Raw genomic sequence first — 26,454 nt, 5'->3', positions numbered from 1 at the left:
TGATTGCCTACACCGGCCGAGCCGGACATCTTCACAACGTCCGTAACCACCAGACAGTTTCCACCACGCGCCACCTCTTCGGTGCGCCGACCCCCCGCAACCTCATGCCCCTGCCTGACGTCCCCCATGCACCACCGGTTCACTGGGAGGACGACCGAGCGTAGTCAGGCCGCTTCACGTGCCGCAAGGCGTCCACGACGATCTTGTCGGACCGTTCGACGATCACCGTGGCCTGCTCCTTCTCCAGGGTCTGCACCACGCCTCCGGGAATGTTCAGCGCCGGCTCCAGGTCCTGCGGCTTGCCGATGACCTTGAAACGATAAGGGGCGTTGATCTTGTTCCCGTCGACGCTCACCGAATCACCGGAGTCCGTGAGGTAGGTGTTGGCGACCACCCGCACTCCGTTGACCTCGATCGCCTCGGCACCGGCCGCGCGCAGCTCCTGGATCGCGTCGAGCAGCATGTCCGCCTGGACCGTCCCCTTCGTGTCCTCGATCGTCATGGTGATGCCGGGACCTTGCGCCGCCACGGTGCCCGCGAGGATGCCGAGTTGTCTCTCCTTCTCGGCGGTCTGCTTGCGCGCCTCCGCGGCCTGGTCGGAGCTGCTCTGCAACTCCTGACTCTGTTTCTCCAGTCCCTGCTTCTCGTCCTGAAGACGCTGAGTACGCGAATCCAGTTCATCGAGGATGCGAACAAGATCTTCCTGCCGTGCTCCGCGCAGCGCGCTGTCGCTGTCGCTGTTCGACGCCACCTGCACGGCGAGGCCGAAACCGAGGCCGAACAGCAGCACGGCGACGATGAGTTGGGCGCGGGTGACACGCGGCGGCCACAATCCCTCGGCCAGCCGCTGCCGGCCGGTCACCGGCTCCTCGGGCCGCTCCCCCGGCGTCTGCCCGGCACCGGGCGCCGGGGCGGGGACCTCGGCGGGCAGCTCCCTGCGCAGACCGTTCTCCGGGCGGGGCTCCCGGCCACTGCGGCCGTCAGCGGCGTCCGGACGCTCCGAGCCGTTCCGCTCGGGGCCGTTCTCCGGGATCTGGTTCTGTTCGTCCTGGCCGTTCCGGCCGGTCTCGTCGCTCATCGCCCTCACGCCCGGAACACGTGCCGCCGGATCGCCGCGGCGTTGGAGAAGATACGGATACCGAGGACCACGACGACGCCCGTGGACAGCTGGGCGCCCACGCCCAACTTGTCGCCCAGGAAGACGATCAGGGCGGCGACGACCACGTTCGACAGGAACGACACGACGAAGACCTTGTCGTCGAAGATCCCGTCGAGCATGGCCCGCAGACCACCGAAGACGGCGTCCAGCGCCGCGACGACGGCGATCGGCAGGTAAGGCTCGACGACCGCCGGAACCTCGGGCCGGACCAACAGGCCGGCCACGACTCCCACGACGAGGCCCAGTACGGCGATCACGATGTGCCCTTCTCAGTTGTGTCCGCGTGCGGCTGTGCAGTTCGTACGATCACACTCGGTGCGGCGGGCAGACGGACGTCGCCCTCCGTGGAGATGGTGGCGCGGACGCCGTAGTTCTCCCTCAGGGCGTGCAGATACAGCCCGTCGGGGCTGTCCTGGAACCGGGTGCTGAGTTTTCGACCGTCCCCCAGTGCCAGCACCGTGTACGGCGGCACCAGCGGCTTGTTGTCGACCAGTATCGCGTCACCCGCGGCCCTGATCGCGGACAGGGCGGTCAGCCGCTGACCGTTGATGGAGACGGCCTCGGCCCCCGAGGCCCACAGCCCGTTGACCACGCGCTGCATGTCCCGGTCGCGCACCCGTCCGGTGTCGGAGAAGCCCGAGGTCTCCCGCGGGTTGCTCCCCTCGCCGCCGCCGGCCTCCTTGGCGTCATTCACGACGAGCCGGACGCCGGGCCCGTGCACCGGTGTGGCGCCCGACAGCAGGCCCACCAGATCCGCCTCGGCGCTGCCGCCGCTCGACCTCAGCGCCGCCCGCTGCCGTGCCCCGACCTCGTCGCGCAGCTTGTCCACGGAGCCCTCGAGCCGGTCCGCGGCCGAGGTCTCGGCGTCGATGCGGTCGATCAGCTCCTGGCGTTCCTTGGCCACCACAGGGGCCGCCACCCGCGCCTGCGCCGCCCCGAGGGTCACGACCAGCGCGGCGAGGACGAGACCGGCCGCCAGGCCCAGCTTCGCGCGGAGGGTCTTCGGCAGCCCGCCCTCGCCCTGCGTCTTCCTCCGGGCCGCGGCCTCGGCATACCCGTCGTCGAGGCTGTGGTCCATGACGTTGGTGATCAACGACATGGAGGCGTCCGGGCGCGACGGCCGCGTGGGGCTGCTCCGAACGGGGGGTTGCTGCGGCATGCCGCACATCGTCGCATGTCGCGAGCAGTACCTCCGAATGGCCCCACCGGCGTGCCGGACAGGCCCCCTTGGGGACACTTGTCCGGCACGCGCGCGTGCGGTGGTTTTCGCCCTCCCGGAGCGGGGCCGCCGACCGTCAGAAGCCGGCGGCCCCGCTCCGGGAACCGTCCACCGTCACCGGCCTCACCGGCCTGCGCTGTCCACCACGGCCGCCCACTCGTCCAGCAGCGCCTGCGCGGACGCGTCGTCGGGCCCCTCGGCCCACAGATGCGTGACCGCCTCGGCGGGGTCGGGCAGCACCATCACCCAGCGCCCGTCGGTCTCCACGACCCGCACCCCATCGGTCGTGTCGACAAAGCGATCCCCAGCCGCCTCGACCACGCGCCGCATCACCAGACCCTTGACGGCCCACGGAGTGGCCAGGTCCCGCTTGTGGACGTGCGCACGCGGGATCCGGGCGTCGATCTGGCTCAGGGTGAGCTGCGTCCGCGCCACGAGCCCGATCAGCCGTACAAAGGCCGCCGTGCCGTCGTAGACGCTGCTGAACTCGGGCACGATGAAGCCGCCCTTGCCGTCACCGCCGAAGATCGTGCCTTCCTCGCCGCCCACGCGCGTGAGGTCGTCGGGCGACGTCGTCGTCCACTCGACCTGGGTGCCGTGGTAGGCGGCCACCTGCTCGGCGATCCGGGTCGTGGTGACCGGCAGCGCGACCCGGCCGCTGCGCCGCTCGGCGGCGACCAGGTCCAGCATCACCAGCAGCGCCCGGTCGTCCTCGATGATCCGGCCCTTCTCGTCCACGAGCGACAGCCGCTCGCCGACAGGATCGAACCGCACACCGAAGGCGGCACCTGAAGAGGCAACTATCTCGCCGAGCCGCACCAGCCCGCTCCGGCGCATGTCGGCCGTCTCCGTGGGCCTGGACTCGTCGAGACCGGGATTGATGGTCAGCGAGTCCACGCCCAGCTTGCCCAGCAGGCTGGGCAGCACGAGCCCGGCGCTTCCGTTGGAGGCGTCCACGACGACCTTGAGACCCGCCTCCGCGATCCCGGTGGTGTCGACGTTCCGCAGAAGCGACCCGGTGTACGAGTCGAAGACGCTCGCCGGGAAGTACAGGTCACCGATCTCGCCGGGGAACGCGCGCCGGTACTCCTGGCGGGCGAACACCCGGTCCAGCTTCCGCTGGCTGCCCTGCGAGAGGTCCGCGCCGTTGCCGTCGAAGAACATGATGTCGACCGAGTCCGGCACACCGGGCGAGGTACGGATCATGATCCCGCCGGCGCTGCCGCGGGCGGTCTGCTGCCGGGCCACCGGCAGCGGCACGTTCTCCAGGTCGCGTACGTCGATGGCGCTGGCCTGCAGCGCGGAGATGACCGCTCTCTTGAGTGCCCGGGCGCCTCGGGAGTGGTCACGCGCGGTGGTGACCGTCGAGCCCTTCTTGAGGGTCGTCGCGTACGCACCGGCGAGCCGCACCGCCAGTTCCGGTGTGATCTCCACGTTCAGGATGCCGGAGACGCCTCGGGCACCGAACAGGTGGGCCTGTCCGCGGGACTCCCAGATGACCGAGGTGTTGACGAAGGCGCCGGCCTCGATGGTCTTGAACGGGTAGACGCGGACGTTGCCCTGAACGATCGATTCTTCACCGATCAGGCACTCGTCACCGATGACCGCGCCGTCCTCGATCCGGGCAGCCCGCATGATGTCGGTGTTCTTGCCGATGACGCAGCCGCGCAGATTGCTGTGCTGTCCGACGTACACGTTGTCGTGCACCACGGCCTTGTGCAGGAAGGCACCGCTCTTCACGACCACGTTCGAGCCGACGACCGTGTGCTCGCGGATCTCCGCGCCGGCCTCGACCTTCGCGTAGTCGCCGATGTAGAGCGGCCCGCGCAGCACGGCGTCGGGATGTACCTCGGCCCCTTCGGCGACCCATACGCCCGGCGAGATCTCGAAGCCGTCGAGGGCGACGTTGACCTTGCCCTCGAGGACGTCCGCCTGGGCCTTCACATAGCTCTCGTGGGTGCCGACGTCCTCCCAGTAGCCCTCGGCGATGTAGCCGTAGATGGGCTTGCCTTCCTTCATCAACTGGGGGAAGACATCGCCGGACCAGTCGACCGGAACGTCGGGGTCGACGTAGTTGAACACCTCGGGCTCCATGACATAGATGCCCGTGTTGACCGTGTCGGAGAAGACCTGACCCCAGGTCGGCTTCTCCAGGAAGCGTTCGACCTTGCCTTCTTCGTCGACGATGGTGATGCCGAACTCCAGCGGGTTGGGCACGCGCGTCAGGCAGACCGTGACGAGCGCGCCCTTGTCCTTGTGGAAATTGATCAGCTCGGTGAGGTCGAAGTCGGTCAGGGCATCGCCGGAAATGACGAGGAAGGCATCGTCCTTCAACGCCTCTTCGGCGTTCTTGACGCTTCCGGCGGTACCGAGTGGCTTCTCCTCATTGGCATATGTGAGCTCCATTCCGAGCTCTTCGCCATCACCGAAGTAGTTCTTGACGAGCGATGCCAGGAACTGCACGGTGACGACGGTCTCGTTGAGCCCGTGCCTTTTGAGCAGCCGAAGCACGTGCTCCATGATCGGGCGGTTCGCCACGGGCAGGAGAGGCTTGGGCATGCTCGAGGTCATGGGGCGCAGGCGAGTGCCTTCGCCACCGGCCATCACGACGGCCTTCATGTCGGAAGCGTCCTCCTCCAAGAGATGACGGTCTAGCCGACTTCACCCGTCTTGATTGTCCCGCACATTTCGACCGCGGGCCATCGAGGCGTTACGTTCGGGCAATCGCCGAGCTCAATCGGCCATGGCGTCCGCGCGCACCAAACGGCGGACCTGTACCACGTACAACACTCCTGCCCACCAATAGAGCGTTGTACCCCATCCGGCGAACGCCCATCCGAAAATGGCAGCGAGTGACGCGATCCAACCAGTGCCGTCGCTGAGGAGCAGCAGCGGGAAGGCGTACATCAGGTTGAACGTGGCGGCCTTCCCGAGGAAGTTCACCTGCGGCGGCGGATAGCCGTGCCGGCGGAGGATGCCCACCATCACCAGGAGAACCAGTTCTCTCGCCAGCAGCAGGGCGGTGAGCCAGACCGGCAGGATCTCCCGCCAGGTGAGACCGAGCAGCGTGGAAAGTACGTAGAGCCGGTCGGCGGCGGGATCGAGGAGCCGGCCGAGGCTGCTGATCTGATTCCAGCGGCGCGCGAGCTTGCCGTCCAGATAGTCACTGACCCCGCTGAACGCCAGCACGAGGAGAGCCCAGCCATCGCTCTTGGGGCCGCCGAACTCCGGCCTGAGGATCAACCACAGGAAGACGGGTACGCCGACGAGCCGCGCCATGCTGAGGATGTTGGGGATGGTGAGGACCCGCTCCGTCTGGACACGGGTCTCCTGGACCTCCACCCGGGGGCCTCCTGTGCGAAAAGGATCCGATGATGCCCCCTGACCCTACCTCAACGCAAAAAAGCTCCGGCCCTCGGGCGTATGCCCAAGAGCCGGAGCTGTAAAAGGAGTTCGGCGGCGTCCTACTCTCCCACAGGGTCCCCCCTGCAGTACCATCGGCGCTGTGAGGCTTAGCTTCCGGGTTCGGAATGTAACCGGGCGTTTCCCTCACGCTATGACCACCGAAACACTATGAAACTCTCAACCGAAACGCCCACACACGGGGGCGACCTGGTCGTGGTTTCAGAACCAACACAGTGAACGCGAGCATCAATGGACAAGCCCTCGGCCTATTAGTACCAGTCAACTCCACCGGTTGCCCGGCTTCCATATCTGGCCTATCAACCCAGTCGTCTACTGGGAGCCTTACCCTCTCAAGGAGGTGGGAATACTCATCTCGAAGCAGGCTTCCCGCTTAGATGCTTTCAGCGGTTATCCCTCCCGAACGTAGCCAACCAGCCATGCCCTTGGCAGGACAACTGGCACACCAGAGGTTCGTCCGTCCCGGTCCTCTCGTACTAGGGACAGCCCTTCTCAATATTCCTACGCGCACAGCGGATAGGGACCGAACTGTCTCACGACGTTCTAAACCCAGCTCGCGTACCGCTTTAATGGGCGAACAGCCCAACCCTTGGGACCGACTCCAGCCCCAGGATGCGACGAGCCGACATCGAGGTGCCAAACCATCCCGTCGATATGGACTCTTGGGGAAGATCAGCCTGTTATCCCCGGGGTACCTTTTATCCGTTGAGCGACGGCGCTTCCACAAGCCACCGCCGGATCACTAGTCCCGACTTTCGTCCCTGCTCGACCCGTCGGTCTCACAGTCAAGCTCCCTTGTGCACTTACACTCAACACCTGATTGCCAACCAGGCTGAGGGAACCTTTGGGCGCCTCCGTTACCCTTTGGGAGGCAACCGCCCCAGTTAAACTACCCATCAGACACTGTCCCTGATCCGGATCACGGACCCAGGTTAGACATCCAGCACGACCAGACTGGTATTTCAACGACGACTCCACAACCACTGGCGTGGCTGCTTCAAAGTCTCCCAGCTATCCTACACAAGCCGAACCGAACACCAATATCAAACTGTAGTAAAGGTCCCGGGGTCTTTCCGTCCTGCTGCGCGAAACGAGCATCTTTACTCGTAGTGCAATTTCACCGGGCCTATGGTTGAGACAGTCGAGAAGTCGTTACGCCATTCGTGCAGGTCGGAACTTACCCGACAAGGAATTTCGCTACCTTAGGATGGTTATAGTTACCACCGCCGTTTACTGGCGCTTAAGTTCTCAGCTTCGCCCCACCGAAATGGAGCTAACCGGTCCCCTTAACGTTCCAGCACCGGGCAGGCGTCAGTCCGTATACATCGCCTTACGGCTTCGCACGGACCTGTGTTTTTAGTAAACAGTCGCTTCTCGCTGGTCTCTGCGGCCACCCCCAGCTCACCGAGTAAATCGGATCACCGAGCGTGGCCCCCCTTCTCCCGAAGTTACGGGGGCATTTTGCCGAGTTCCTTAACCATAGTTCACCCGAACGCCTCGGTATTCTCTACCTGACCACCTGAGTCGGTTTAGGGTACGGGCCGCCATGAAACTCGCTAGAGGCTTTTCTCGACAGCATAGGATCATCCACTTCACCACAATCGGCTCGGCATCAGGTCTCAGACTATGTGCAAGGCGGATTTGCCTACCTTGCGTCCTACACCCTTACCCCGGGACAACCACCGCCCGGGATGGACTACCTTCCTGCGTCACCCCATCACTCACCTACTAACCGCTTGGTTCGGCGGCTCCACCACTCCCCTCAACTCCGAAGAGATCAGGGCGGCTTCACGGCCTTAGCATCACGATGCTCGATGTTTGACGCTTCACAGCGGGTACCGGAATATCAACCGGTTATCCATCGACTACGCCTGTCGGCCTCGCCTTAGGTCCCGACTTACCCTGGGCAGATCAGCTTGACCCAGGAACCCTTAGTCAATCGGCGCAAACGTTTCTCACGTTTGTATCGCTACTCATGCCTGCATTCTCACTCGTCAACCGTCCACAACTACCTTCCGGTGCTGCTTCACCCGGCAGACGACGCTCCCCTACCCATCACAGCACCCGTTGGGGCTTATTGCTGCAATGACACGACTTCGGCGGTACGCTTGAGCCCCGCTACATTGTCGGCGCGGAATCACTAGACCAGTGAGCTATTACGCACTCTTTCAAGGGTGGCTGCTTCTAAGCCAACCTCCTGGTTGTCTGTGCGACTCCACATCCTTTCCCACTTAGCGTACGCTTAGGGGCCTTAGTCGATGCTCTGGGCTGTTTCCCTCTCGACCATGGAGCTTATCCCCCACAGTCTCACTGCCGCGCTCTCACTTACCGGCATTCGGAGTTTGGCTAAGGTCAGTAACCCGGTAGGGCCCATCGCCTATCCAGTGCTCTACCTCCGGCAAGAAACACACGACGCTGCACCTAAATGCATTTCGGGGAGAACCAGCTATCACGGAGTTTGATTGGCCTTTCACCCCTAACCACAGGTCATCCCCCAGGTTTTCAACCCTGGTGGGTTCGGTCCTCCACGAAGTCTTACCTCCGCTTCAACCTGCCCATGGCTAGATCACTCCGCTTCGGGTCTTGAGCGTGCTACTGAATCGCCCTGTTCGGACTCGCTTTCGCTACGGCTTCCCCACCCGGGTTAACCTCGCAACACACCGCAAACTCGCAGGCTCATTCTTCAAAAGGCACGCAGTCACGAGATACAGCAAGCTGCATCCGACGCTCCCACGGCTTGTAGGCACACGGTTTCAGGTACTATTTCACTCCGCTCCCGCGGTACTTTTCACCATTCCCTCACGGTACTATCCGCTATCGGTCACCAGGGAATATTTAGGCTTAGCGGGTGGTCCCGCCAGATTCACACGGGATTTCTCGGGCCCCGTGCTACTTGGGTGTCTCTCAAACGAGCCGTTGACGTTTCGACTACGGGGGTCTTACCCTCTACGCCGGACCTTTCGCATGTCCTTCGCCTACATCAACGGTTTCTGACTCGTCCTACGGCCGGCAGACCGCAGAAGAGAGATCCCACAACCCCGCATGCGCAACCCCTGCCGGGTCTCACACGCATACGGTTTGGCCTCATCCGGTTTCGCTCGCCACTACTCCCGGAATCACGGTTGTTTTCTCTTCCTGAGGGTACTGAGATGTTTCACTTCCCCTCGTTCCCTCCACACTGCCTATGTGTTCAGCAGCGGGTGACAGCCCATGACGACTGCCGGGTTTCCCCATTCGGAAACCCCCGGATCAAAGCCTGGTTGACGACTCCCCGGGGACTATCGTGGCCTCCCACGTCCTTCATCGGTTCCTGGTGCCAAGGCATCCACCGTGCGCCCTTAAAAACTTGGCCACAGATGCTCGCGTTCACTGTGCAGTTCTCAAACAACGACCAGCCACCCGTCACACACCACTTACGCGATGCTTTACCGGGGCCGGCGACTGAAGGAAGAACATTCCCTCAGACACCCAACAGCGTGCCCGACCCGATCCCGTCCGAAGATCATGCTTTCCACGCTCTTGCGAGCAGTACTTGCAGCCTCCGACCCGTGACATCCGGCCGAATAATCAACGTTCCACCCATGAGCAACCAGCACCGGACATTCGCCGATGTACTGGCCTCTGACCGGGCAAGCCCGGTAAGAAGTGCTCCTTAGAAAGGAGGTGATCCAGCCGCACCTTCCGGTACGGCTACCTTGTTACGACTTCGTCCCAATCGCTAGTCCCACCTTCGACAGCTCCCTCCCACAAGGGGTTGGGCCACCGGCTTCGGGTGTTACCAACTTTCGTGACGTGACGGGCGGTGTGTACAAGGCCCGGGAACGTATTCACCGCAGCAATGCTGATCTGCGATTACTAGCAACTCCGACTTCATGGGGTCGAGTTGCAGACCCCAATCCGAACTGAGACCGGCTTTTTGAGATTCGCTCCACCTCACGGTATCGCAGCTCATTGTACCGGCCATTGTAGCACGTGTGCAGCCCAAGACATAAGGGGCATGATGACTTGACGTCGTCCCCACCTTCCTCCGAGTTGACCCCGGCGGTCTCCTGTGAGTCCCCATCACCCCGAAGGGCATGCTGGCAACACAGGACAAGGGTTGCGCTCGTTGCGGGACTTAACCCAACATCTCACGACACGAGCTGACGACAGCCATGCACCACCTGTACACCGACCACAAGGGGGCGCCTGTCTCCAGACGTTTCCGGTGTATGTCAAGCCTTGGTAAGGTTCTTCGCGTTGCGTCGAATTAAGCCACATGCTCCGCTGCTTGTGCGGGCCCCCGTCAATTCCTTTGAGTTTTAGCCTTGCGGCCGTACTCCCCAGGCGGGGAACTTAATGCGTTAGCTGCGGCACCGACGACGTGGAATGTCGCCAACACCTAGTTCCCACCGTTTACGGCGTGGACTACCAGGGTATCTAATCCTGTTCGCTCCCCACGCTTTCGCTCCTCAGCGTCAGTAATGGCCCAGAGATCCGCCTTCGCCACCGGTGTTCCTCCTGATATCTGCGCATTTCACCGCTACACCAGGAATTCCGATCTCCCCTACCACACTCTAGCCTGCCCGTATCGAATGCAGACCCGGGGTTAAGCCCCGGGCTTTCACACCCGACGTGACAAGCCGCCTACGAGCTCTTTACGCCCAATAATTCCGGACAACGCTTGCGCCCTACGTATTACCGCGGCTGCTGGCACGTAGTTAGCCGGCGCTTCTTCTGCAGGTACCGTCACTTTCGCTTCTTCCCTGCTGAAAGAGGTTTACAACCCGAAGGCCGTCATCCCTCACGCGGCGTCGCTGCATCAGGCTTTCGCCCATTGTGCAATATTCCCCACTGCTGCCTCCCGTAGGAGTCTGGGCCGTGTCTCAGTCCCAGTGTGGCCGGTCGCCCTCTCAGGCCGGCTACCCGTCGTCGCCTTGGTGAGCCACTACCTCACCAACAAGCTGATAGGCCGCGGGCTCATCCTTCACCGCCGGAGCTTTCGACCCCCGCAGATGCCTGCAGGAGTGATATCCGGTATTAGACCCCGTTTCCAGGGCTTGTCCCAGAGTGAAGGGCAGATTGCCCACGTGTTACTCACCCGTTCGCCACTAATCCCCACCGAAGTGGTTCATCGTTCGACTTGCATGTGTTAAGCACGCCGCCAGCGTTCGTCCTGAGCCAGGATCAAACTCTCCGTGAATGTTTACCGGTAATCCGGTGCACACATCACGAGAGCGGAACCACCGGAGGAATAGTCCGATGGTTCACAGCGTCCTCGCTGTGTTTTTTCAAAGGAACCTCGCCCCGATCGTGATGACCGGAGACGGGGTATCAACTAATCTGGCGTTGATTTTTGGCACGCTGTTGAGTTCTCAAGGAACGGTCGCTTCCTTTGTACTCACCCTCTCGGGCTTTCCTCCGGGCTTCCCTTCGGTGTTTCAAACTCTACCAGGGTTTTTCCGTCTCCCTGACCACCGCCCCGCAGACATGCGGAAGGTGACCCCGAGATAGGATCTGACAAGTTTGGATGCTGCCGGACGGACGCGCTTTCGCGCCGCTCCGTCCCAAGCAGGAGTACGACTGTACACGCGGCCTCGGAGCCCGTGCAAATCGATAGGGTTGGTGGTCTAGACCACTTACTGGTAGGTTCCATACGGAACCGCCACTTCCTTTGACATACCCTGCTGCTCAGTGCGCCGTCAGGGACAGGCAGTGACGGCCCTACCTGCAGCTCCACTCCTGGGAGGCTTCCCATGACCACCGTGACGTCCCCTCTCGCCGGACGCGCCATCGGACTGGCCGCCGTGCCGGATCCGGTCTTCTCCGGGGCCATGGTCGGCCCGGGCACTGCGATCGACCCCGTACGTGAACCCTCCGAAGCCGTGGCACCCGTGGACGGCGTCATCGTCTCCCTGCACCCGCACGCCTTCGTCGTCGTGGACGACAACGGACACGGCGTGCTCACCCATCTCGGCATCGACACCGTCCAGCTCAACGGCGAGGGCTTCGAGCTCCTCGTGGCCAAGGGCGACACCGTCCGGCGCGGCCAGGCCATCGTGCGCTGGAACCCCGCCGCGATCGAGGCGGCCGGCAAGTCCCCGGTGTGTCCCGTCGTCGCACTCGAAGCCACGGCCGACTCCCTCGCCGACCTTCGTGACAGCGGTGACGTGAAGGCCGGCGACAGCCTCTTCGCCTGGAACTGACGGCGGCGCCGTCGCAGGACGGCCGACAGGACAACCACCGCGGCGGCGGGACCCGCCGCACTAACGGAGACGGGTGAGATGGAGACAACGCTGCGAGGCGTCGGCGTGAGCCATGGCGTGGCGATCGGCGAGGTGCGGCACATGGGGACGGCGGTTCTGGAGCCGCCGGCCAAGCAGATCCCCACTGAGGACGCCGGGCGTGAGCAGGGCCGCGCGCGCCAGGCCGTGGACGCCGTGGCCGCCGACCTCATGGCACGCGGCAACCTGGCCGGGGGCGAGGCTCAGGCGGTGCTCGAGGCGCAGGCCATGATGGCCCAGGACCCCGAGCTGATGGCCGACGTGGACCGGCGCATCGCTGTCGGCAGCACGGCCGAGCGTGCGGTGTACGACGCGTTCGCGGCGTACAGGGAGCTGCTTGCCGGTGCCGGGGAGTACCTCGCCGGCCGGGTGGCCGACCTCGACGACGTACGGAACCGCATCGTCGCCCGGCTGCTGGGCGTTCCGATGCCGGGTGTTCCGGACAGTGACCAGCCCTATGTACTCGTCGCGCGGGACCTGGCTCCGGCGGACACGGCACTGCTCGACCCCTCCCTGGTGCTCGGATTCGTCACCGAGGAGGGCGGTCCGACCAGCCACAGCGCGATCCTGGCCCGTGCGCTGGGCGTGCCGGCCGTTGTCGCTCTGCCCGGTGCCGGTGAACTGGCCGAGGGCACCGTGGTGGCCGTGGACGGCAGCACCGGTGATGTCTTCGTCAACCCGAGCGAGGAGAAGAAGGCGCAGCTTGAGGCCGCGGCCGCCGAACGGAAGGCCGCGCTCGCCGCGTCGACGGGTCCCGGCGTGACCGCGGACGGGCACAAGGTGCCGCTGCTGGCCAACGTGGGCGGTCCGGCGGACGTGCCGGCGGCCGTGGAGGCCGGTGCCGAGGGTGTCGGTCTCTTCCGGACCGAGTTCCTCTTCCTGGACGACAGCAAGAACGCTCCTTCCGAGGAGAAGCAGGTGGAGGCCTACCGGCAGGTGCTGGAGGCGTTCCCCGAGGGCCGTGTGGTCGTGCGCGTGCTGGACGCGGGTGCGGACAAACCGCTGGCGTTCCTGACGCCGGCGGACGAGCCGAACCCCGCGCTCGGTGTCCGTGGTCTCCGTACGCTGCTCGACCATCCCGAGATTCTGCGTACGCAGCTGACCGCGCTGGCGAGGGCCGCCGAGGGGCTTCCCGTCTACCTCGAGGTCATGGCGCCCATGGTGGCCGACCGGGCGGACGCCAAGGCGTTCGCGGACGCCTGCCGTGAGGCGGGGCTGCGTGCGAAGTTCGGCGCGATGGTGGAGATCCCGTCCGCCGCGCTGCGGGCGCGTTCGATCCTTCAGGAGGTCGAGTTCCTGTCGCTGGGCACCAATGACCTCGCGCAGTACACCTTCGCGGCGGACCGGCAGGTCGGTGCGGTCTCGCGGCTTCAGGACCCGTGGCAGCCGGCGCTGCTCGATCTGGTCGCGCTATCCGCCGAGGCGGCCAGGGCCGAGGGCAAGAGCTGCGGCGTGTGCGGCGAGGCCGCGTCCGATCCGTTGCTGGCGTGTGTGCTGACCGGTCTGGGTGTCACCTCCCTGTCCATGGGTTCCGCTTCCCTTCCCTATGTGCGGGCGACGCTGGCGAAGTTCACGCTGGCGCAGTGCGAGCGTGCCGCGGCGGCCGCCCGTGCGGCGGACAGCGCCGAGGATGCGCGGAGCGCGGCTCAGGCGGTGCTGTCCGGCGAGTAGCCGCGGTCTGTACGGCGCACGAGGTGTGCAGGGGCGTCCCGCCTTCGGTGGGGCGCCCCTGGTGCGTTCGGCCGCCGGTGCTCGGGGTCAGTGGTGGTGTCCCTGTCCGGTGCGGTCCTCTCCGAGGTCGGGTGGCTCGCAGTAGTCGACGCCGGGCTCCGGGGAGATGAGGTCGCCGGATTCGGCGTCGGTGCAGTAGGCGTCGAACACTTCCGACGCGGTGAGCGGTTCGAAGGCGCCTGTGCGCAGCCGCCATCCGTAGACCTGGTCGGCGGATCCGGGGGCGCTGGTGCGCATGACCAGGCCGCCGGGGCTGCGGGTGGCGAGGCCGAGGGCGAGCACGCTGGTGAATTCGAGGGCTTCTGCCTCGCCGAGTCGGGTGTCTCCCTGGCCGTCCTGGTCTCCGTGCAGGACGGAGACCAGGGTGTCCGGTGGGCCGGAGACGCTGCAGACGAGGTGCCGGTCGCCGGGCGGTGCCGTGTCGAGGATGCGGACCAGGAGATCGGAGGCACGGGTGAAGGCGGCCCTGCCGATGTCCTCGCCGCAGGTGGGGCAGGGGCCGAGGCGGGTCAGGAGGGTGGTGGCGTACTCCCAGGTGGCCTGGCGTACGGCTTCGTCCACGAGGGCCGGCAGGAGTGTGGCGAGAGGACTGCCGTCGTAGGGGATGGTGGGCCCGGTGGACGCGAGTTCCGCCGTGAACCGGGTCCTGCTGGCGGGGGATTCCGGGTCGAGGCCGGTTTCCGCGCAGTAGACGGCGTAGTCCTCCGGGTCGAACAGGGCGAGGGTGGTGTGGGTGCCCTGGGCCGCCCGGGACCTGAGGACGGCCTCCACCTGACGCAGGTAGGTGGTGTGGTCGTCGAAGGTGAAGCTGCGGTAGCGCCGCATGGTGCGGAAGTCGTGTTCGTCGGTGAGCAGACCGATCGTGCCGGCGATCTCGCGGCGCACGTCGCGTCGCATGGTCTGGTGGTCGGTGTGCGCCATGTTTCCCCCAAGTGCGCGGTCGATCAATGCTCACTCACCGTAACCGGCCCCACTGACAACGGGATCGCGGGCGAGGGGCCGAAGGTGGGAACACCGGGCGACTGTGCAGGTCAGGGGCTTGTGGGGGCTGGGCAGCGCATGCCGCGGCTCCGGACCCCGCGACCGTGTGCGGCGGGGTCCGGGAAGCATGTGCGGGGGGTGACGTGCCGGGTCTGGTCAGCCTCGCTTTCGGGCCAGCTCCTCGTAGAACCCGAGCAGGGCGAGGTTGTCGATGGATCCGGCGTTGACGGCCTTCTCCATCGGTGTGCCCTGGAGGAGGCGCTTGACCGGGACCTCGATGCGCTTGCCCGTGAGGGTGTGCGGGATGCCGGGCACCTCGATGACCTCGTCGGGAACGTGGCGGGGCGAGAGCTGCTCGCGGATGGCCTGCTTGATCCGCCCGAGCAGCGCCTCGTCGAGGGCGGCACCGGGTGCGAGGTGCACGAACAGCGGCATCCAGTAGCCGCCGTCGGGCTGTTCGATGCCGATGACGAGGGATTCCCTGATCTCGGGGAGGCGCTCGACGACCTCGTAGATGTCGGCTGAACCCATCCGTACGCCCTGCCGGTTGAGGGTGGAGTCGGAGCGGCCGTGGATGATCACGGAACCGCGCTCGGTGACGGTGATCCAGTCTCCGTGGCGCCATACGCCGGGGTAGGTGTCGAAGTAGCTGTCGTGGTAGCGGCTGCCGTCGCCGTCGTTCCAGAAGTGGATGGGCATGGACGGCATGGGGTTGGTGACGACCAGTTCCCCGACCTCGTCGATGAGGGGTTTTCCGCTGGGGTCCCAGGACCGCAGGTCGGTGCCGAGTCCGGGCGCCTGCAGTTCTCCGGTGTACACGGGCAGGGTCGGTACGGCGCCGGCGAAGCAGGAGCAGACGTCGGTGCCGCCGCTGACGGAGGCGATCCACAGGTCGTCGCGGACCTCGTCGTGCAGCCAGCGGAAGCCGTCGGGGGGCAGGGGCGAGCCCGTGGTGGCGACGCACTGCACCTTCGAGAGGTCGAAGTCGCGGGACGGGTGCACGCCGGCCTTGCGGCAGGCCATGACGTAAGCGGCGGAGGTGCCGTAGAGGGTGGCTCCGGTGCGCTCGGCGATACGCCACTGGGCGCCCGTGTCCGGGTAGCCGGGGCTGCCGTCGTAGAGCACGACCGTGGTTCCGGTGAGCAGGCCGGAGACGAGGAAGTTCCACATCATCCAGCCGGTGGAGGTGTACCAGAAGAAACGGTCCTCGGGGCCTAGGTCGCAGTGCAGCCCGAGCTGCTTGAGGTGCTCGACGAGGATGCCGCCCTGCGACTGGACGATGGCCTTGGGCAGGCCGGTGGTGCCGGAGGAGTAGAGCACCCACAAGGGGTGGTCGAACGGGACCTGCTCGAAGACGGGCTCGGTGTCCCCGGCGGTGAGTGCCGACCATTCGAGGGCGCCGTCGGGCGTGTCGGTGCCGAGGAGCGGGATGTGGACGACGGCGCGCAGGGTGGGCAGTTCGCGGCGCAGTTCGGCGACGGTCTCCCGGCGGTCGTGCTCCTTGCCGCCGTAGCGGTAGCCGTCGACGGTGAACAGGACGACGGGCTCGACCTGCTGGAAGCGGTCCAGCACGCTGCGGGCGCCGAAGTCGGGGGCGCAGGAGGTCCAGACGCCACCGACGGCGGCCGTGGCGAGGAGGGCGACGACTGCCTGGGGGATGTTCGGCAGGTAGCCGCTGACGCGGTCGCCGGGGCGTACGCCGAGGGTGCGGAGTTCGGCGGCGAGGGCGCCGACCTGGCGGCGCAGCTCGGACCAGGTCACCGGGCGCGGCTCGTGGGTCTCGTCCACGTGGAGGAGGGCGGGTTCGCCGGGGCGGTCGTCGGCGGCCCGCAGGGCGTGTTCGGCGTAGTTGAGGGTGGCTCCGGGGAACCACTCGGCGCCGGGCATGGAGCGGTCGCCCAGCACGCGCGCGTAGGGCGTCGAGAACCGCACGTCGAAAAACTCGGTGACAGCTTTCCAGAAGGTGTCCAGCTGCTCGACGGACCACTGGTGGAGTGCCGGGTAGCCTCCCTCGGCCGGTGCGCCGTGGTGCTCTGCTGCCCATGCCTGGAACTGCGTGATGCGTGCCTGGGCGATCCGCTCGGGATCGGGCTGCCAGAGCGGCTGGGGGTTCGCGGTCGACATGGGGCGGCTCCCGGGCTGTGCGCGTCGTGTGCGTCGGTCCGCGCACGGCTGGGGTGTGCGCGTGACGCGGCTGACAGGGACGATGCCATGTGATCGACTTCCGCACCAGGGCGCGCCCCACATAGTCCGTGTCGTGAAGATGTGGGCTCGGCACGGGTGAACGGCAGTTGAACGACACGCACGCGTGGGGCGCTCAGTGGCAGGGTGAGCAGCATGGACGGTCGTGACCTGGTGCGTTCGGTGAGTGAGATCGGTGGGGGGATGGCGGCTCGGGGGTTGCGTACCGTGCGGGCCGCGTGGCGCAGGAGGCGCATCGACGCCGCCGGGCTGCCGCAGCGGGGGGCCGAACGGGCGCGGGTCCCGGGGCAGGTGCAGGGCGTGGAGCCGGGGCCGGGGGGCGGTCTGATCCGGTTCGGCCGGTCGGAGCTGCGGATCACCGTCGCCGTGAACGGTGCCGTCTTCTGGGGGTGGGACGGGGCCGGTCCGCAGCCGTCGTACGCGCTCGCCGGGAACAGTCCGGAGCCGGATCCGCGTGCGGTACTGGAGCCGGACAAGGACGGGGGCTGGCGGGTGGTCGCCGAGCGGGTGACGGTCGTCGTCTCCCGGCACGGTGCGGTGGAGGTGTGCACTCCGGGCGGGGTGACGCTGCGCCGGGATCTTCCGCCGCGCTGGTGGGAGCCGGTCGGCGGGGGCGCGGCCCGGTGGATGCAGCGGTCGGAGGTGGCGGCGGACGCACGGTTCTTCGGCCTGGGCGGTCGGGCGTCCGGGCCTCGGCTGCGAGACGGGTCGTACCGGTTGTGGAACACCGATCCGGGCCGTGCGTTCGGGCCCGGTGACGATCCGCTCTACCTGACGATGCCGGTGCAGCTCGTGGTGGCCGACGCGGGCACGCACCTGGTGTTCCACGACTCCACGTGGGACGGCACGGTGGTGCTGCGGGAGGGTGAGGAGGGCGCGGGGTCCGGGCACGACCGGGCGGGCCGCTGCGAGGTGCGGATGGACGGCGGGCCGCTGCGCTGCTGGGTGATGGTGGGTACGCCCGCGCGCGTGCTGCACACGTGGGCCTCGCTGACAGGGGCGCCCGCCCTGCCGCCGGCGTGGGCGTTGGGTCACCATCACGCGCGGTGGGGGTTCGGCAGCGAGCAGGAGGTGCGCCGGGTCGTCGCGGGCTACCAGGAGCGCGGTCTGCCCCTGGACGCCGTCCACCTGGACATCGACCACTACGACGAGCATCAGGTGTTCACCGTCGACCGTGAGCGCTTCGCCAAGCTGCCCGTTCTCGCGGACGAGTTGCGGCGGGACGGGATCCGGCTGGTGTCGATCGTGGATCCGGCGGTGAAGGCCGTGCCGGGCAACGCCGTGTACGACAGTGGTTCGGAAGTGGACGCGTTCGTGCGGGACCCTGCGGGCCGGACGGTGCGGGGTGTGGTGTGGGCCGGTGAGTCGGTCTTTCCGGATTTCACCCACGCGCGCGTGCGCAAGTGGTGGGGCGGTCTGTACGAGGAGCGGCTGGGGCAGGGCTTCGCCGGGTTCTGGCACGACATGAATGAGCCGACGTCGTTCAGTGCGTTCGGTGAGGCCACGTTGCCGCGTGCGGCCCGGCACGCGCTGGAGGGGCGCGACGGTGACCACCGTGAGGCGCACAACGTGTACGGGCTGTGCATGGCGCAGGCCGGTTACGCGGGGCTGCGTGAGCTGTCGCCGCAGCAGCGGCCCTTCCTGTTCTCGCGCTCCGGGTGGGTGGGGACGCAACGGTACGGCGGAGCCTGGTCGGGGGACGTGGCGACGGGCTGGCCGGGGTTGCGCGCGTCCTTGTCGCTGGTGCTGGGGCTGGGTCTGTGCGGTGTTCCGTACTCGGGTCCGGATGTGGGCGGTTTCGACGGCAGTCCGTCGCCGGAGTTGTACCTGAGGTGGTTCCAGCTCGGCGCGTACCTGCCGTTGTTCCGTACGCACGCGAGTCTGCGCGCGGGGCGCAGGGAGCCCTGGGAGTTCGGCGCCGACGTGCTGGAGCACGCGCGCGTGGCGATGCTGGAGCGGCGGCGGCTGTTGCCGTACTTCGTGACCTTGGCGCATCTGGCGCGGCGGACCGGCGCGCCCTATGTGCGGCCGTTGTGGTGGGGGGCTCCGGAGGACCGGTCGCTCCGGGACTGCGAGGACACGTTTCTGCTCGGTGACAGCCTGCTGGTGGCCCCGGTCCTCGACCCGGGTGCCGACCGGCGTGCGGTGCAGCTGCCCCGGGGCCGCTGGTACGACACGGCCACGGAGGAGGCGTACGAGGGGCCCGCTCGGGTCCTCGTCGACGCGCCGCTGTCGCGGATACCGGTGTTCGCGCGCGCGGGTGCGGTCGTGCCCGTGCGCGGGGCCGACGACGATCTCGAGCTGGAGGTCTGGGCGCCCGCGCGCGGGCGGACGGGCGGCGGCCTGGTGGTGCGGGACGCGGGCGACGGCTGGGACGACCCGGAGATCGAGCGCTACGTCGCCCGCATGCAGGGCCGGCGGGTGGTGGTCACCCGGGAGCAGGAGGACGGCTCGGCCGAGCCGTCCTGTCCGGTGCGTGTGCGGGGGCTCGACTGAGCCGTGTCGCGTGAGGGCGGCTCGGCCGAGTCGTGCGGCTCAGAAGTAGCGGCCCTCGAACCAGGCCCGTGCGGCCAGGGTGTGCAGCGGGAACGCGAGTTCCTCGGCCCTGCGCAGCAGGTGCCAGCCCTCGGTCTCGTCGGTGGCGTCGGACGGCGGGAGTCCCTCGGCGGGGCGTTCCGGGAGCAGGCCGAAGAGCAGCAGGTGGCCGTCGGGCGAGCTCATGGCGTCGACGAGCCGGACCTCGCGCGCGGCGGCGTCGATTCCGGTCTCCTCCTTGAGTTCGCGTACGACGGCCTGCTTCCAGTCCTCCCGGTCGTCGATGTAGCCACCGGGCAGGGCGATGCCTCCGCGTGCGGGGGCGATGGTTCGGGTGATGACGACCAGGGCCGTGCCCTTGGTGTCGTACACGGGCTGGAGCGCGACCGCGACCGGCAGCGGATTGCGGTAGGCGACCGTTCCGCAGTGCGGGCAGCTGCGCGGCCAGCCGGAGGCGCCCTCCCCGTAGGGCGCTCCGCAGTTCGAACAATGCGAGCTCGGTGCGGAGTTGGCAATTGGGTGCTGAATTTCGGACACGCGCGGACTGTATCCGATCAGAGGAAGGGCGTCTTCCGGCATCGGCGCGCAAGGAGTGACGTGTGACAGGAGAGGCGGCCGGAATCACCCCCGTCGATCCCGGCCGCCTCTCAGGTAACACGACGCCGTGGGGGCCGTTTCGGTTCACAGAGACGGCCTGCCCTTTTCCCGTGGCCCGTGGCAGACTTCTGACGCTTCGTCAGATCGTCTGAGGGAGGGGCTTTGCCGCACGCATCGACACCCGCGCTCGCCGGTTGGTTCACCGGCGAGGGGGACGGCTTCCGACTGCTGGGGACCCGCTGCGCGTCCTGCGCGTCCGTCTTCTTCCCGCGCGAGGACACCCACTGCCGCAACCCGCACTGCGCGGGCGGAGCCCTGGAGGAGACCCCGTTGTCACAGAGGGGGCGGATTTGGTCATACACGGACAGCCGCTACCGGCCTCCGTCACCCTATGTGAGTAACCCGGAACTTCCCTGGGAGCCGTACGCGTTGATCGCGGTGGAGCTGGAGGCCGAGCGGATGGTCGTTCTGGGCCAGGCGGCGCCCGGGGTCACCGTCGCCGATCTGACGGTGGGCATGGAGGTGGAGGTCGCCCCCGGCGTGCTCCACGAGGACGCGGAGACGACCTGGACGACCTGGCACTGGCGGCCGACGGGGGTGACGGCATGACGGCGGAAGTGGCGGTGCTCGGCGCGGGCATGCACCCCTGGGGCAAGTGGGGCCGAGGCTTCGTCGAGTACGGCACGGCAGCGGCCCGGGCGGCGCTCGCGGATGCCGGGCTGGAGTGGCGGGACGTCGGATCCGTCGTCGGCGCGGACACGGTGCGTGGCGGCTACCCCGGATACGTGGCGGGAGCGACCTTCGCCAGGGCGCTGGGCTGGCAGGGCGCGCGGGTCTCGAGTGTGTACGCGGCCTGCGCGTCGGGGGCGCAGGCGATCGCGACCGCAAGGGCCCAGATCCTCGCGGGTCTCGCGGACGTCGTCCTCGTGGTGGGGGCGGACGCCGCACCCAAGGGATTCTTCCGGCCGGCGGCCGGTGATCGCCCGGACGACCCGGACTGGCTGCGCTTCCGTGTGCTGGGCGCGACGAATCCGACGTACTTCGGGCTGTACGCCCGGCGGAGGATGGCGGTGCACGGGGACACCCCGGAGGACTTCGCGCTGGTGAAGGTGAAGAACGCGGCGCTCGGGGCGCTCAATCCGTACGCCCGCTATCGCAAACGGGTCACCGTCGAGGAGGTCGCCGCCTCCGCCGTGGTCGCCGACCCGCTGCGGCTCCTCGACATCTGCGCCACCTCCGACGGCGGCGCGGCCCTGGTGTTGTGCAGCACGGACTTCGCGCACCGGCACGGCGTGTCCCGTCCGGTGCTGATCCGGGCGGTGTCCACGGTGACCCCCCGCTTCCCGAGCACGGTCCTGGACCTGCCCGACATCGCCACGGACTGCGCGGTCGCGGTGGAACCCGGACCGGAGACCTTCCGGGCGTCCATCGCCCGGGCCGCCTACGAAGAGGCGGGCGTCGGGCCCGAGGACCTGTCCCTGGCGGAGGTGTACGACCTGTCCACCGCCCTGGAGTTGCAGTGGTACGAGGATCTGGGGCTGTGCGGCGAGGGAGAGGGGGCGAAGCTGCTCAGGGAGGGGGCGACGGCACCGGGCGGCCGCATACCCGTCAACACCAGCGGCGGGCTCGCCTCGTTCGGGGAGGCGGTGCCGGCCCAGGCCATCGCCCAGGTCTGCGAGCTCACCTGGCAGTTGAGGGGCACCGCCGGTGAGCGCCAGGTGACCGGGGCGCGTGTGGGCATCACCGCCAACCAGGGGCTCTTCGGGCACGGATCGTCGGTGATCGCGGTGAGATGACCGGCTCGGCTACGCGTCTCCTGCGGCACGAGGGACTCAGGAGATCCACACGCTCTGTGATCAGGCAGGAATCCTGCGTGAACGTCTCATGAACTGGCCCTGGGCGTTTCCGGGCGGAGCCATCATGCTCCCGTGCACTCCTGGACGGATACTCTCCGCTTCGCCTTCCAGCCGGTGGTCAACCTGAGGACGGGCGCGGTCGCGGCACTGGAGACACTGGCCCGCCCGGAGACCGGTGACATCCTGGCCGAGGCGCGCCGTGACCCCGAACTCGACGGCATGCTGGCCGTGCTGGCGCTCCGTGCGGCAACACGCAAGGAGACGCTGCTGCCGCTGCACCTGAACGTGTTCGCGGCCACGCTCGCCGACCTCGGTGGTCTCACACCGCTGCACGACGCCGTACGCGCCGCGGGGCGCATGCCCTGGGAGGTGACCCTCGACATCGTCCCGCCCTTCACGCACGTGCCCCATCGGGCTCTGCTGGAGGCGGTGGCCGCACTGCGCGAGCAGGGCTTCCGGATCAGCGCGGACGGCATCGGCGACGGCGACGTACCCCTCAGACTGCTCATCGATCTCGCGCCCCACCTGGTCAAGCTCGACGCCTCGCTGCTGGCCCGGCCGGCCGCGGTGCGGGCCATGCGGGCGCTGTGCGAGGAGTTGGGTGCCCTGGTGGCGGTGGAGGGAGTGGAGACCGAACTGCAGTGTGCGGCCGCGGTGTCGGCGGGCGCGCAGTTGGCGCAGGGTGAGCTGTTCGCGCCTCCGGCCCGGATTCCCGTGGCGGACGTATACGTTCCGCCGCTCTCGCGCGGATTCCTCGCCGTGCCCCGGTCCGGGCCGTCGGTGCGGGAGTTCGTCCGTCCGGCCGCCGTCCTGCCCGTGACCGCTCCGGCGGGCCGGGTGCGGGCGCTGCTGACGGGATCGCCCGACGTCTCCGGGGTGCTGCTGGTGGACCAGGCCGGCCGGCCGGTTCGGTCGGTGCACCGGTCGCGGTTCCTGCTGTCGATGTCCGGCCGTTACGGGCACGCCCTGTACGCGGACCGGCCGGCGTTCAAGCTGGGTGACGCGCCGCGGACGGTGGGCATCGGCGCGACCGCCTGGGAGGTGCTGGACGTGGTCGCGGTCGGCGGCCGGGACCGGACCTCCGACGATGTGGCGGTGGTCGACGAGCGCGGCCGGTGCGTGGGGGTCGTACGGCTCGCGGATCTCGTGCGGGCACTGGCCGAGAGCAGGGTCGAGGAGGCGGCCGGGCTCAATCCGCTGACCCGGCTGCCCGGTTCGGACGCGATCACGGGTGAGGTCGACCGGCGGATCGCGGACGGACGGGTGTTCGCCCTCAGTTGGCTGGACATCGACCACTTCAAGCAGGTCAACGACGGCGCCGGGTTCGCGGCCGGTGACGAGCTGATCCGGTCGGTGGGGCGTGCGCTGCAGGAGGCGGCCGCCGGACACGCGCGCGTGGGGCACATCGGCGGCGACGACTTCCTGGTGCTGGCCGATGTGGAGGCGCTCGACCCGCTGGCCGCCGCCGTGCTCGACGTGCCCTGGGCGGCGGGCGGGCGGCCGGTCACACTCTCCCTCGCGACGGTGGTGTGTGCGCCGGGCAGCGTGCGCGACCATCGTCAGGCCGCCGCCCACCTCGCTCCGCTGAAGAAGGCGGCCAAGGCACTCAGCGGTGCGAGCTGGGTGCTGGGGCGCGCGGAGCTGCCGGGCCACGAGGTGCGACGCGGCGGCTCGGGGGCGGCACCGGCGCAGGCAGATTACGCGGCAGCCGAGCCACGGTGGTGAACCCTCCCCCACGTACCGCCGTTGAGGAATTCCCGCCGCGCGAGACCGCGTGGCTGTCACCGTCCCCGTCGGCAACCTTGACGCCCCCGTGACGCCGGTGAACACTTCCCGGTGTCAGCCGACATCGCCGTACATTCTCGGCGTTATCAGGCACTGCGCCACGGGTCTGTCCTGCTCCACGGCCCGTCCGCCCAAGGCGATCCGGCTGCGAGGCACGCTCGTCACGGACGCCGGGCGGGGCGCGGGGCCTCCCTGCCGTCGGCTGAAGTCGCCACGCGCATCGTTCCTGCACAGGAGGTCGGGGCTGATCGTCCCGACCGGCGTCAAAGGAGCCGCCCATGAGCAATGGAGACATCTTCGTCGGGGAGATCGTCGGCACCGCGATCCTGATCCTGTTCGGTGCCGGTGTCTGCGCCGCCGTCACCCTCAGATATTCCAAGGCGCGGGCCGCGGGCTGGGTGGTGATCGCCTTCGGATGGGGCTTCGGTGTGCTCGCCGGCGCGTACACCGCGGCCCCCCTCTCCGGCGGCCACCTCAATCCCGCGGTGACCATCGGCATCGCCGTGGACACCGGCAAGTGGGACAAGGTCTGGGTGTATCTGCTGGGGCAGATCGTCGGCGCGATGCTGGGCGCCGTCCTGGCCTACCTGGTGTATCTGGCCCAGTTCCAGGCCAACGTCCGCAAGACGGGCACCACCGAGGGCACGGCCGACGAACCGGTGCCGACCCTCGGAATCTTCTCGACCATCCCGGAGATCCGGAACCCGGTCGCCAACCTCATCACCGAGATCATCGCGACCGTCGCACTGGTGCTGCCCGTGCTCGCTTTCGGGCTGACGAAGGGACTCGGAGAGTCCGGCACCACCGTGCTGATCGTCTCCCTGCTCGTCGTGGGCATCGGCCTGTCTCTCGGCGGCCCCACCGGCTACGCCATCAACCCGGCCCGCGACCTCGGCCCGCGCGTCGTGCACAGCTTCCTGCCGATCCCGAACAAGGGCACGTCGGACTGGGGTTACGCCTGGATCCCGGTCGTCGGCCCCCTCATCGGCGGAGCGCTCGCCGGGCTCCTCTACAACGTCGCCTTCTGACCCGCGCACGGCCCGCCACCCCCACGCGGGCCTGCCTCGCCCTACGACCAGCGACCCGACCCTCGACCCAGGGACAGCCATGACGGACAACGCCGAGAAGTACGTCGCCGCCATCGACCAGGGCACCACCTCCAGCCGCTGCATCGTCTTCGACCACAGCGGCGCGATCGTCGCCGTCGACCAGCGCGAGCACCGCCAGATCTTCCCCAAGCCGGGCTGGGTGGAGCACGACGCCACCGAGATCTGGTCCAAGGTGCAGGCCGTCGTCGCCGGGGCGCTGGCGAAAGCCGGGCTGCGCGCCGACCAGTTGAGCGCGCTCGGCATCACCAACCAGCGGGAGACCACGGTCCTGTGGGACCGCGCCACCGGCAAGCCCGTGCACAACGCGATCGTGTGGCAGGACACCCGCACCGCCGCCCTGTGCCACGAACTCGGCGGCACGGACGGCCAGGACCGCTTCCGCGAGCAGACCGGGCTGCCGCTGGCCAGCTACTTCTCCGGCCCCAAGGCGGCCTGGCTGCTGGACCAGGTGCCCGGGCTGCGGCAACGGGCCGAGTACGGCGAGATCGCCTTCGGGACCATCGACTCCTGGCTGATCTGGAACCTCACGGGAGGCACCGACGGCGGCCGGCACGTCACCGACGTCACGAACGCCGGCCGCACCATGCTGATGAACCTGGAGACCCTCCAGTGGGATTCCTCCATCCTCTCCGCCATGAACATCCCCGAGGCGGTACTCCCCGAGATCAGGTCCTCCGCGGAGGTGTACGGCACCGCGGTCGGGCAGCTCGCGGGCGTGCCCGTGGCCTCGGCGCTGGGCGACCAGCAGGCCGCCGTGTTCGGGCAGGCCTGCTACGACGTCGGCACCGCGAAGAACACCTACGGCACCGGCAGTTTCCTGCTGCTGAACACCGGCGACCGGCCGGTGCCGTCCAAGAACGGGCTGCTGACGACGATGGGCTACAAGATCGGCGAGGAGGCGCCGGTGTACTGCCTGGAGGGGTCCATAGCGATAACGGGCGCCCTGGTCCAATGGTTCCGCGACCAGCTCGGCATCATCCGCACCGCCGACGAGATCGAGCCACTGGCGGCGAGTGTCGAGGACAACGGAGGCGCCTACATCGTGCCCGCGTTCTCGGGCCTGTTCGCGCCCTACTGGCGCTCGGACGCACGCGGGGTCGTCACCGGGCTCACCCGGTACGTCACCAAGGCCCATCTCGCGCGCGCGGTGCTGGAGGCGACGAGCTGGCAGACGCGTGAGGTCGTGGACGCCATGTACCAGGACTCCGGAGTACGGATCACGACCCTGAAGGTCGACGGCGGCATGACGAAGAACAATCTGCTGATGCAGCACCAGGCGGACGTGCTGGGCGTTCCGGTGATCCGCCCCAGGGTGTCGGAGACGACCTGCCTCGGCGCCGCCTACGCGGCCGGTCTGGCCACGGGCGTGTGGAACGACCTGGACGAGCTGAAGTCGCACTGGCAGAAGGACGCCGAGTGGGCACCCGCGATGGAGGCGTCGGTGCGCGACCGCGAGTACCGCAGCTGGCGCAAGGCGGTGGAGAAGAGCTTCGGCTGGCTGGAGGAGGACGGCGCGTAGACGGGCGTCGCACGCGCGCGTGGTGGCCTCACCGGACCACGGCCCGTACCCCTGTCGGCGGGGGTACGGGCCGTG

At 67.8% G+C, this 26,454-nt stretch carries 16 protein-coding genes and 3 rRNA genes; 8 read left to right on the top strand and 11 right to left on the bottom strand.

Translation table 11 applies throughout. The features are described from left to right. Positions 1-139: 139 nt before the first annotated feature. The 8 genes from BLW57_RS32445 to BLW57_RS32410 all read right to left on the bottom strand — a co-directional run bounded on the left by BLW57_RS32445 (position 140) and on the right by BLW57_RS32410 (position 10,983). Positions 140-1,078 carry a DUF881 domain-containing protein gene (locus BLW57_RS32445; protein WP_093479290.1) on the bottom strand — a complete coding sequence of 313 codons (939 nt, stop codon included), beginning with the start codon at positions 1,076-1,078 and terminating at the stop codon, positions 140-142. Between the two features lie 5 nt (positions 1,079-1,083). Next, on the bottom strand, positions 1,084-1,416 hold the full coding sequence (locus tag BLW57_RS32440; protein WP_003988855.1) for a small basic family protein: 333 nt from the start codon (positions 1,414-1,416) through the stop codon (positions 1,084-1,086). Further along, positions 1,413-2,327, bottom strand: a complete 915-nt coding sequence (locus BLW57_RS32435) for a DUF881 domain-containing protein (RefSeq protein WP_093479289.1) — start codon at positions 2,325-2,327, stop codon at positions 1,413-1,415. The genes BLW57_RS32440 and BLW57_RS32435 overlap by 4 nt, the downstream gene beginning before the upstream one ends. 174 nt (positions 2,328-2,501) lie before the next feature. Continuing rightward, positions 2,502-4,997, bottom strand: coding sequence for a mannose-1-phosphate guanyltransferase (locus tag BLW57_RS32430; protein WP_093479288.1), 2,496 nt, complete (start codon positions 4,995-4,997; stop codon positions 2,502-2,504). Between the two features lie 114 nt (positions 4,998-5,111). Further along, complete coding sequence (locus tag BLW57_RS32425) at positions 5,112-5,720, bottom strand: cardiolipin synthase ClsA (RefSeq protein ID WP_093479287.1); 609 nt, start codon at positions 5,718-5,720, stop codon at positions 5,112-5,114. A gap of 109 nt (positions 5,721-5,829) precedes the next feature. Continuing rightward, a 5S ribosomal RNA gene (gene rrf, locus BLW57_RS32420) occupies positions 5,830-5,946 on the bottom strand. 86 nt (positions 5,947-6,032) lie between these two features. Then, positions 6,033-9,153: ribosomal RNA gene (locus BLW57_RS32415) — 23S ribosomal RNA — on the bottom strand. Positions 9,154-9,457: 304 nt separating this feature from the next. Then, positions 9,458-10,983 (bottom strand): 16S ribosomal RNA (locus BLW57_RS32410). The 16S, 23S and 5S rRNA genes sit together here, the layout of an rRNA operon. Positions 10,984-11,536: 553 nt before the next feature. Between BLW57_RS32410 and BLW57_RS32400 the strand changes: the two genes are divergently transcribed. Continuing rightward, the gene (locus BLW57_RS32400) at positions 11,537-11,986 is read left to right on the top strand and encodes a PTS sugar transporter subunit IIA (protein ID WP_093479285.1); all 450 of its coding nucleotides are present in this window, start codon (positions 11,537-11,539) and stop codon (positions 11,984-11,986) included. A gap of 78 nt (positions 11,987-12,064) precedes the next feature. Further along, positions 12,065-13,735: a phosphoenolpyruvate--protein phosphotransferase gene (gene ptsP, locus BLW57_RS32395; RefSeq protein ID WP_093479284.1), complete on the top strand. Its 1,671-nt coding sequence runs from the start codon at positions 12,065-12,067 to the stop codon at positions 13,733-13,735. Between the two features lie 87 nt (positions 13,736-13,822). Here the strand turns inward: ptsP and BLW57_RS32390 are convergent, their stop codons facing one another. Both BLW57_RS32390 and BLW57_RS32385 read right to left on the bottom strand, forming a co-directional pair. Continuing rightward, positions 13,823-14,716: a hypothetical protein gene (locus BLW57_RS32390; protein ID WP_093479283.1), complete on the bottom strand. Its 894-nt coding sequence runs from the start codon at positions 14,714-14,716 to the stop codon at positions 13,823-13,825. A gap of 216 nt (positions 14,717-14,932) precedes the next feature. Further along, the gene (locus BLW57_RS32385) at positions 14,933-16,900 is read right to left on the bottom strand and encodes an acetoacetate--CoA ligase (RefSeq protein ID WP_093479282.1); all 1,968 of its coding nucleotides are present in this window, start codon (positions 16,898-16,900) and stop codon (positions 14,933-14,935) included. A 213-nt stretch (positions 16,901-17,113) separates the two neighbouring features. Here BLW57_RS32385 and BLW57_RS32380 point away from each other — a divergent pair, with 213 nt between their 5' ends. Next, positions 17,114-19,474 (top strand): glycoside hydrolase family 31 protein, encoded by a 2,361-nt coding sequence (locus BLW57_RS32380; RefSeq protein ID WP_093479281.1) that lies wholly within the window; start codon positions 17,114-17,116, stop codon positions 19,472-19,474. A 39-nt stretch (positions 19,475-19,513) separates the two neighbouring features. On the opposite strand, the gene BLW57_RS32375 is transcribed toward BLW57_RS32380, so the two are convergent. Beyond that, on the bottom strand, positions 19,514-20,050 hold the full coding sequence (locus BLW57_RS32375; protein ID WP_093479280.1) for an NUDIX domain-containing protein: 537 nt from the start codon (positions 20,048-20,050) through the stop codon (positions 19,514-19,516). Between the two features lie 222 nt (positions 20,051-20,272). On the opposite strand from BLW57_RS32375, the gene BLW57_RS32370 reads away from it, so the two are divergent. The 5 genes from BLW57_RS32370 to glpK all read left to right on the top strand — a co-directional run bounded on the left by BLW57_RS32370 (position 20,273) and on the right by glpK (position 26,379). After that, a complete protein-coding gene (locus tag BLW57_RS32370; protein ID WP_093479279.1) occupies positions 20,273-20,719 on the top strand; it encodes a Zn-ribbon domain-containing OB-fold protein in 447 nt (148 codons plus the stop codon). After that, positions 20,716-21,906, top strand: a complete 1,191-nt coding sequence (locus BLW57_RS32365) for a lipid-transfer protein (protein ID WP_093479278.1) — start codon at positions 20,716-20,718, stop codon at positions 21,904-21,906. The genes BLW57_RS32370 and BLW57_RS32365 overlap by 4 nt, the downstream gene beginning before the upstream one ends. Positions 21,907-22,038: 132 nt before the next feature. Continuing rightward, positions 22,039-23,691 carry a GGDEF domain-containing protein gene (locus BLW57_RS32360; RefSeq protein ID WP_093479277.1) on the top strand — a complete coding sequence of 551 codons (1,653 nt, stop codon included), beginning with the start codon at positions 22,039-22,041 and terminating at the stop codon, positions 23,689-23,691. A 338-nt stretch (positions 23,692-24,029) separates the two neighbouring features. Continuing rightward, a complete protein-coding gene (locus BLW57_RS32355) occupies positions 24,030-24,779 on the top strand; it encodes an MIP/aquaporin family protein (protein ID WP_093479276.1) in 750 nt (249 codons plus the stop codon). Positions 24,780-24,858: 79 nt separating this feature from the next. After that, positions 24,859-26,379, top strand: a complete 1,521-nt coding sequence (gene glpK, locus BLW57_RS32350; protein ID WP_093479275.1) for a glycerol kinase GlpK — start codon at positions 24,859-24,861, stop codon at positions 26,377-26,379. Positions 26,380-26,454 lie beyond the last annotated feature (75 nt).

Source organism: Streptomyces sp. 1222.5 (genome assembly GCF_900105245.1).
GTDB classification, from domain to species: Bacteria; Actinomycetota; Actinomycetes; order Streptomycetales; family Streptomycetaceae; genus Streptomyces; species Streptomyces albidocamelliae.
The sequence above is the reverse complement of the archived record's forward strand: the minus strand, read 5'-3'. Positions and strand labels throughout refer to the sequence as shown.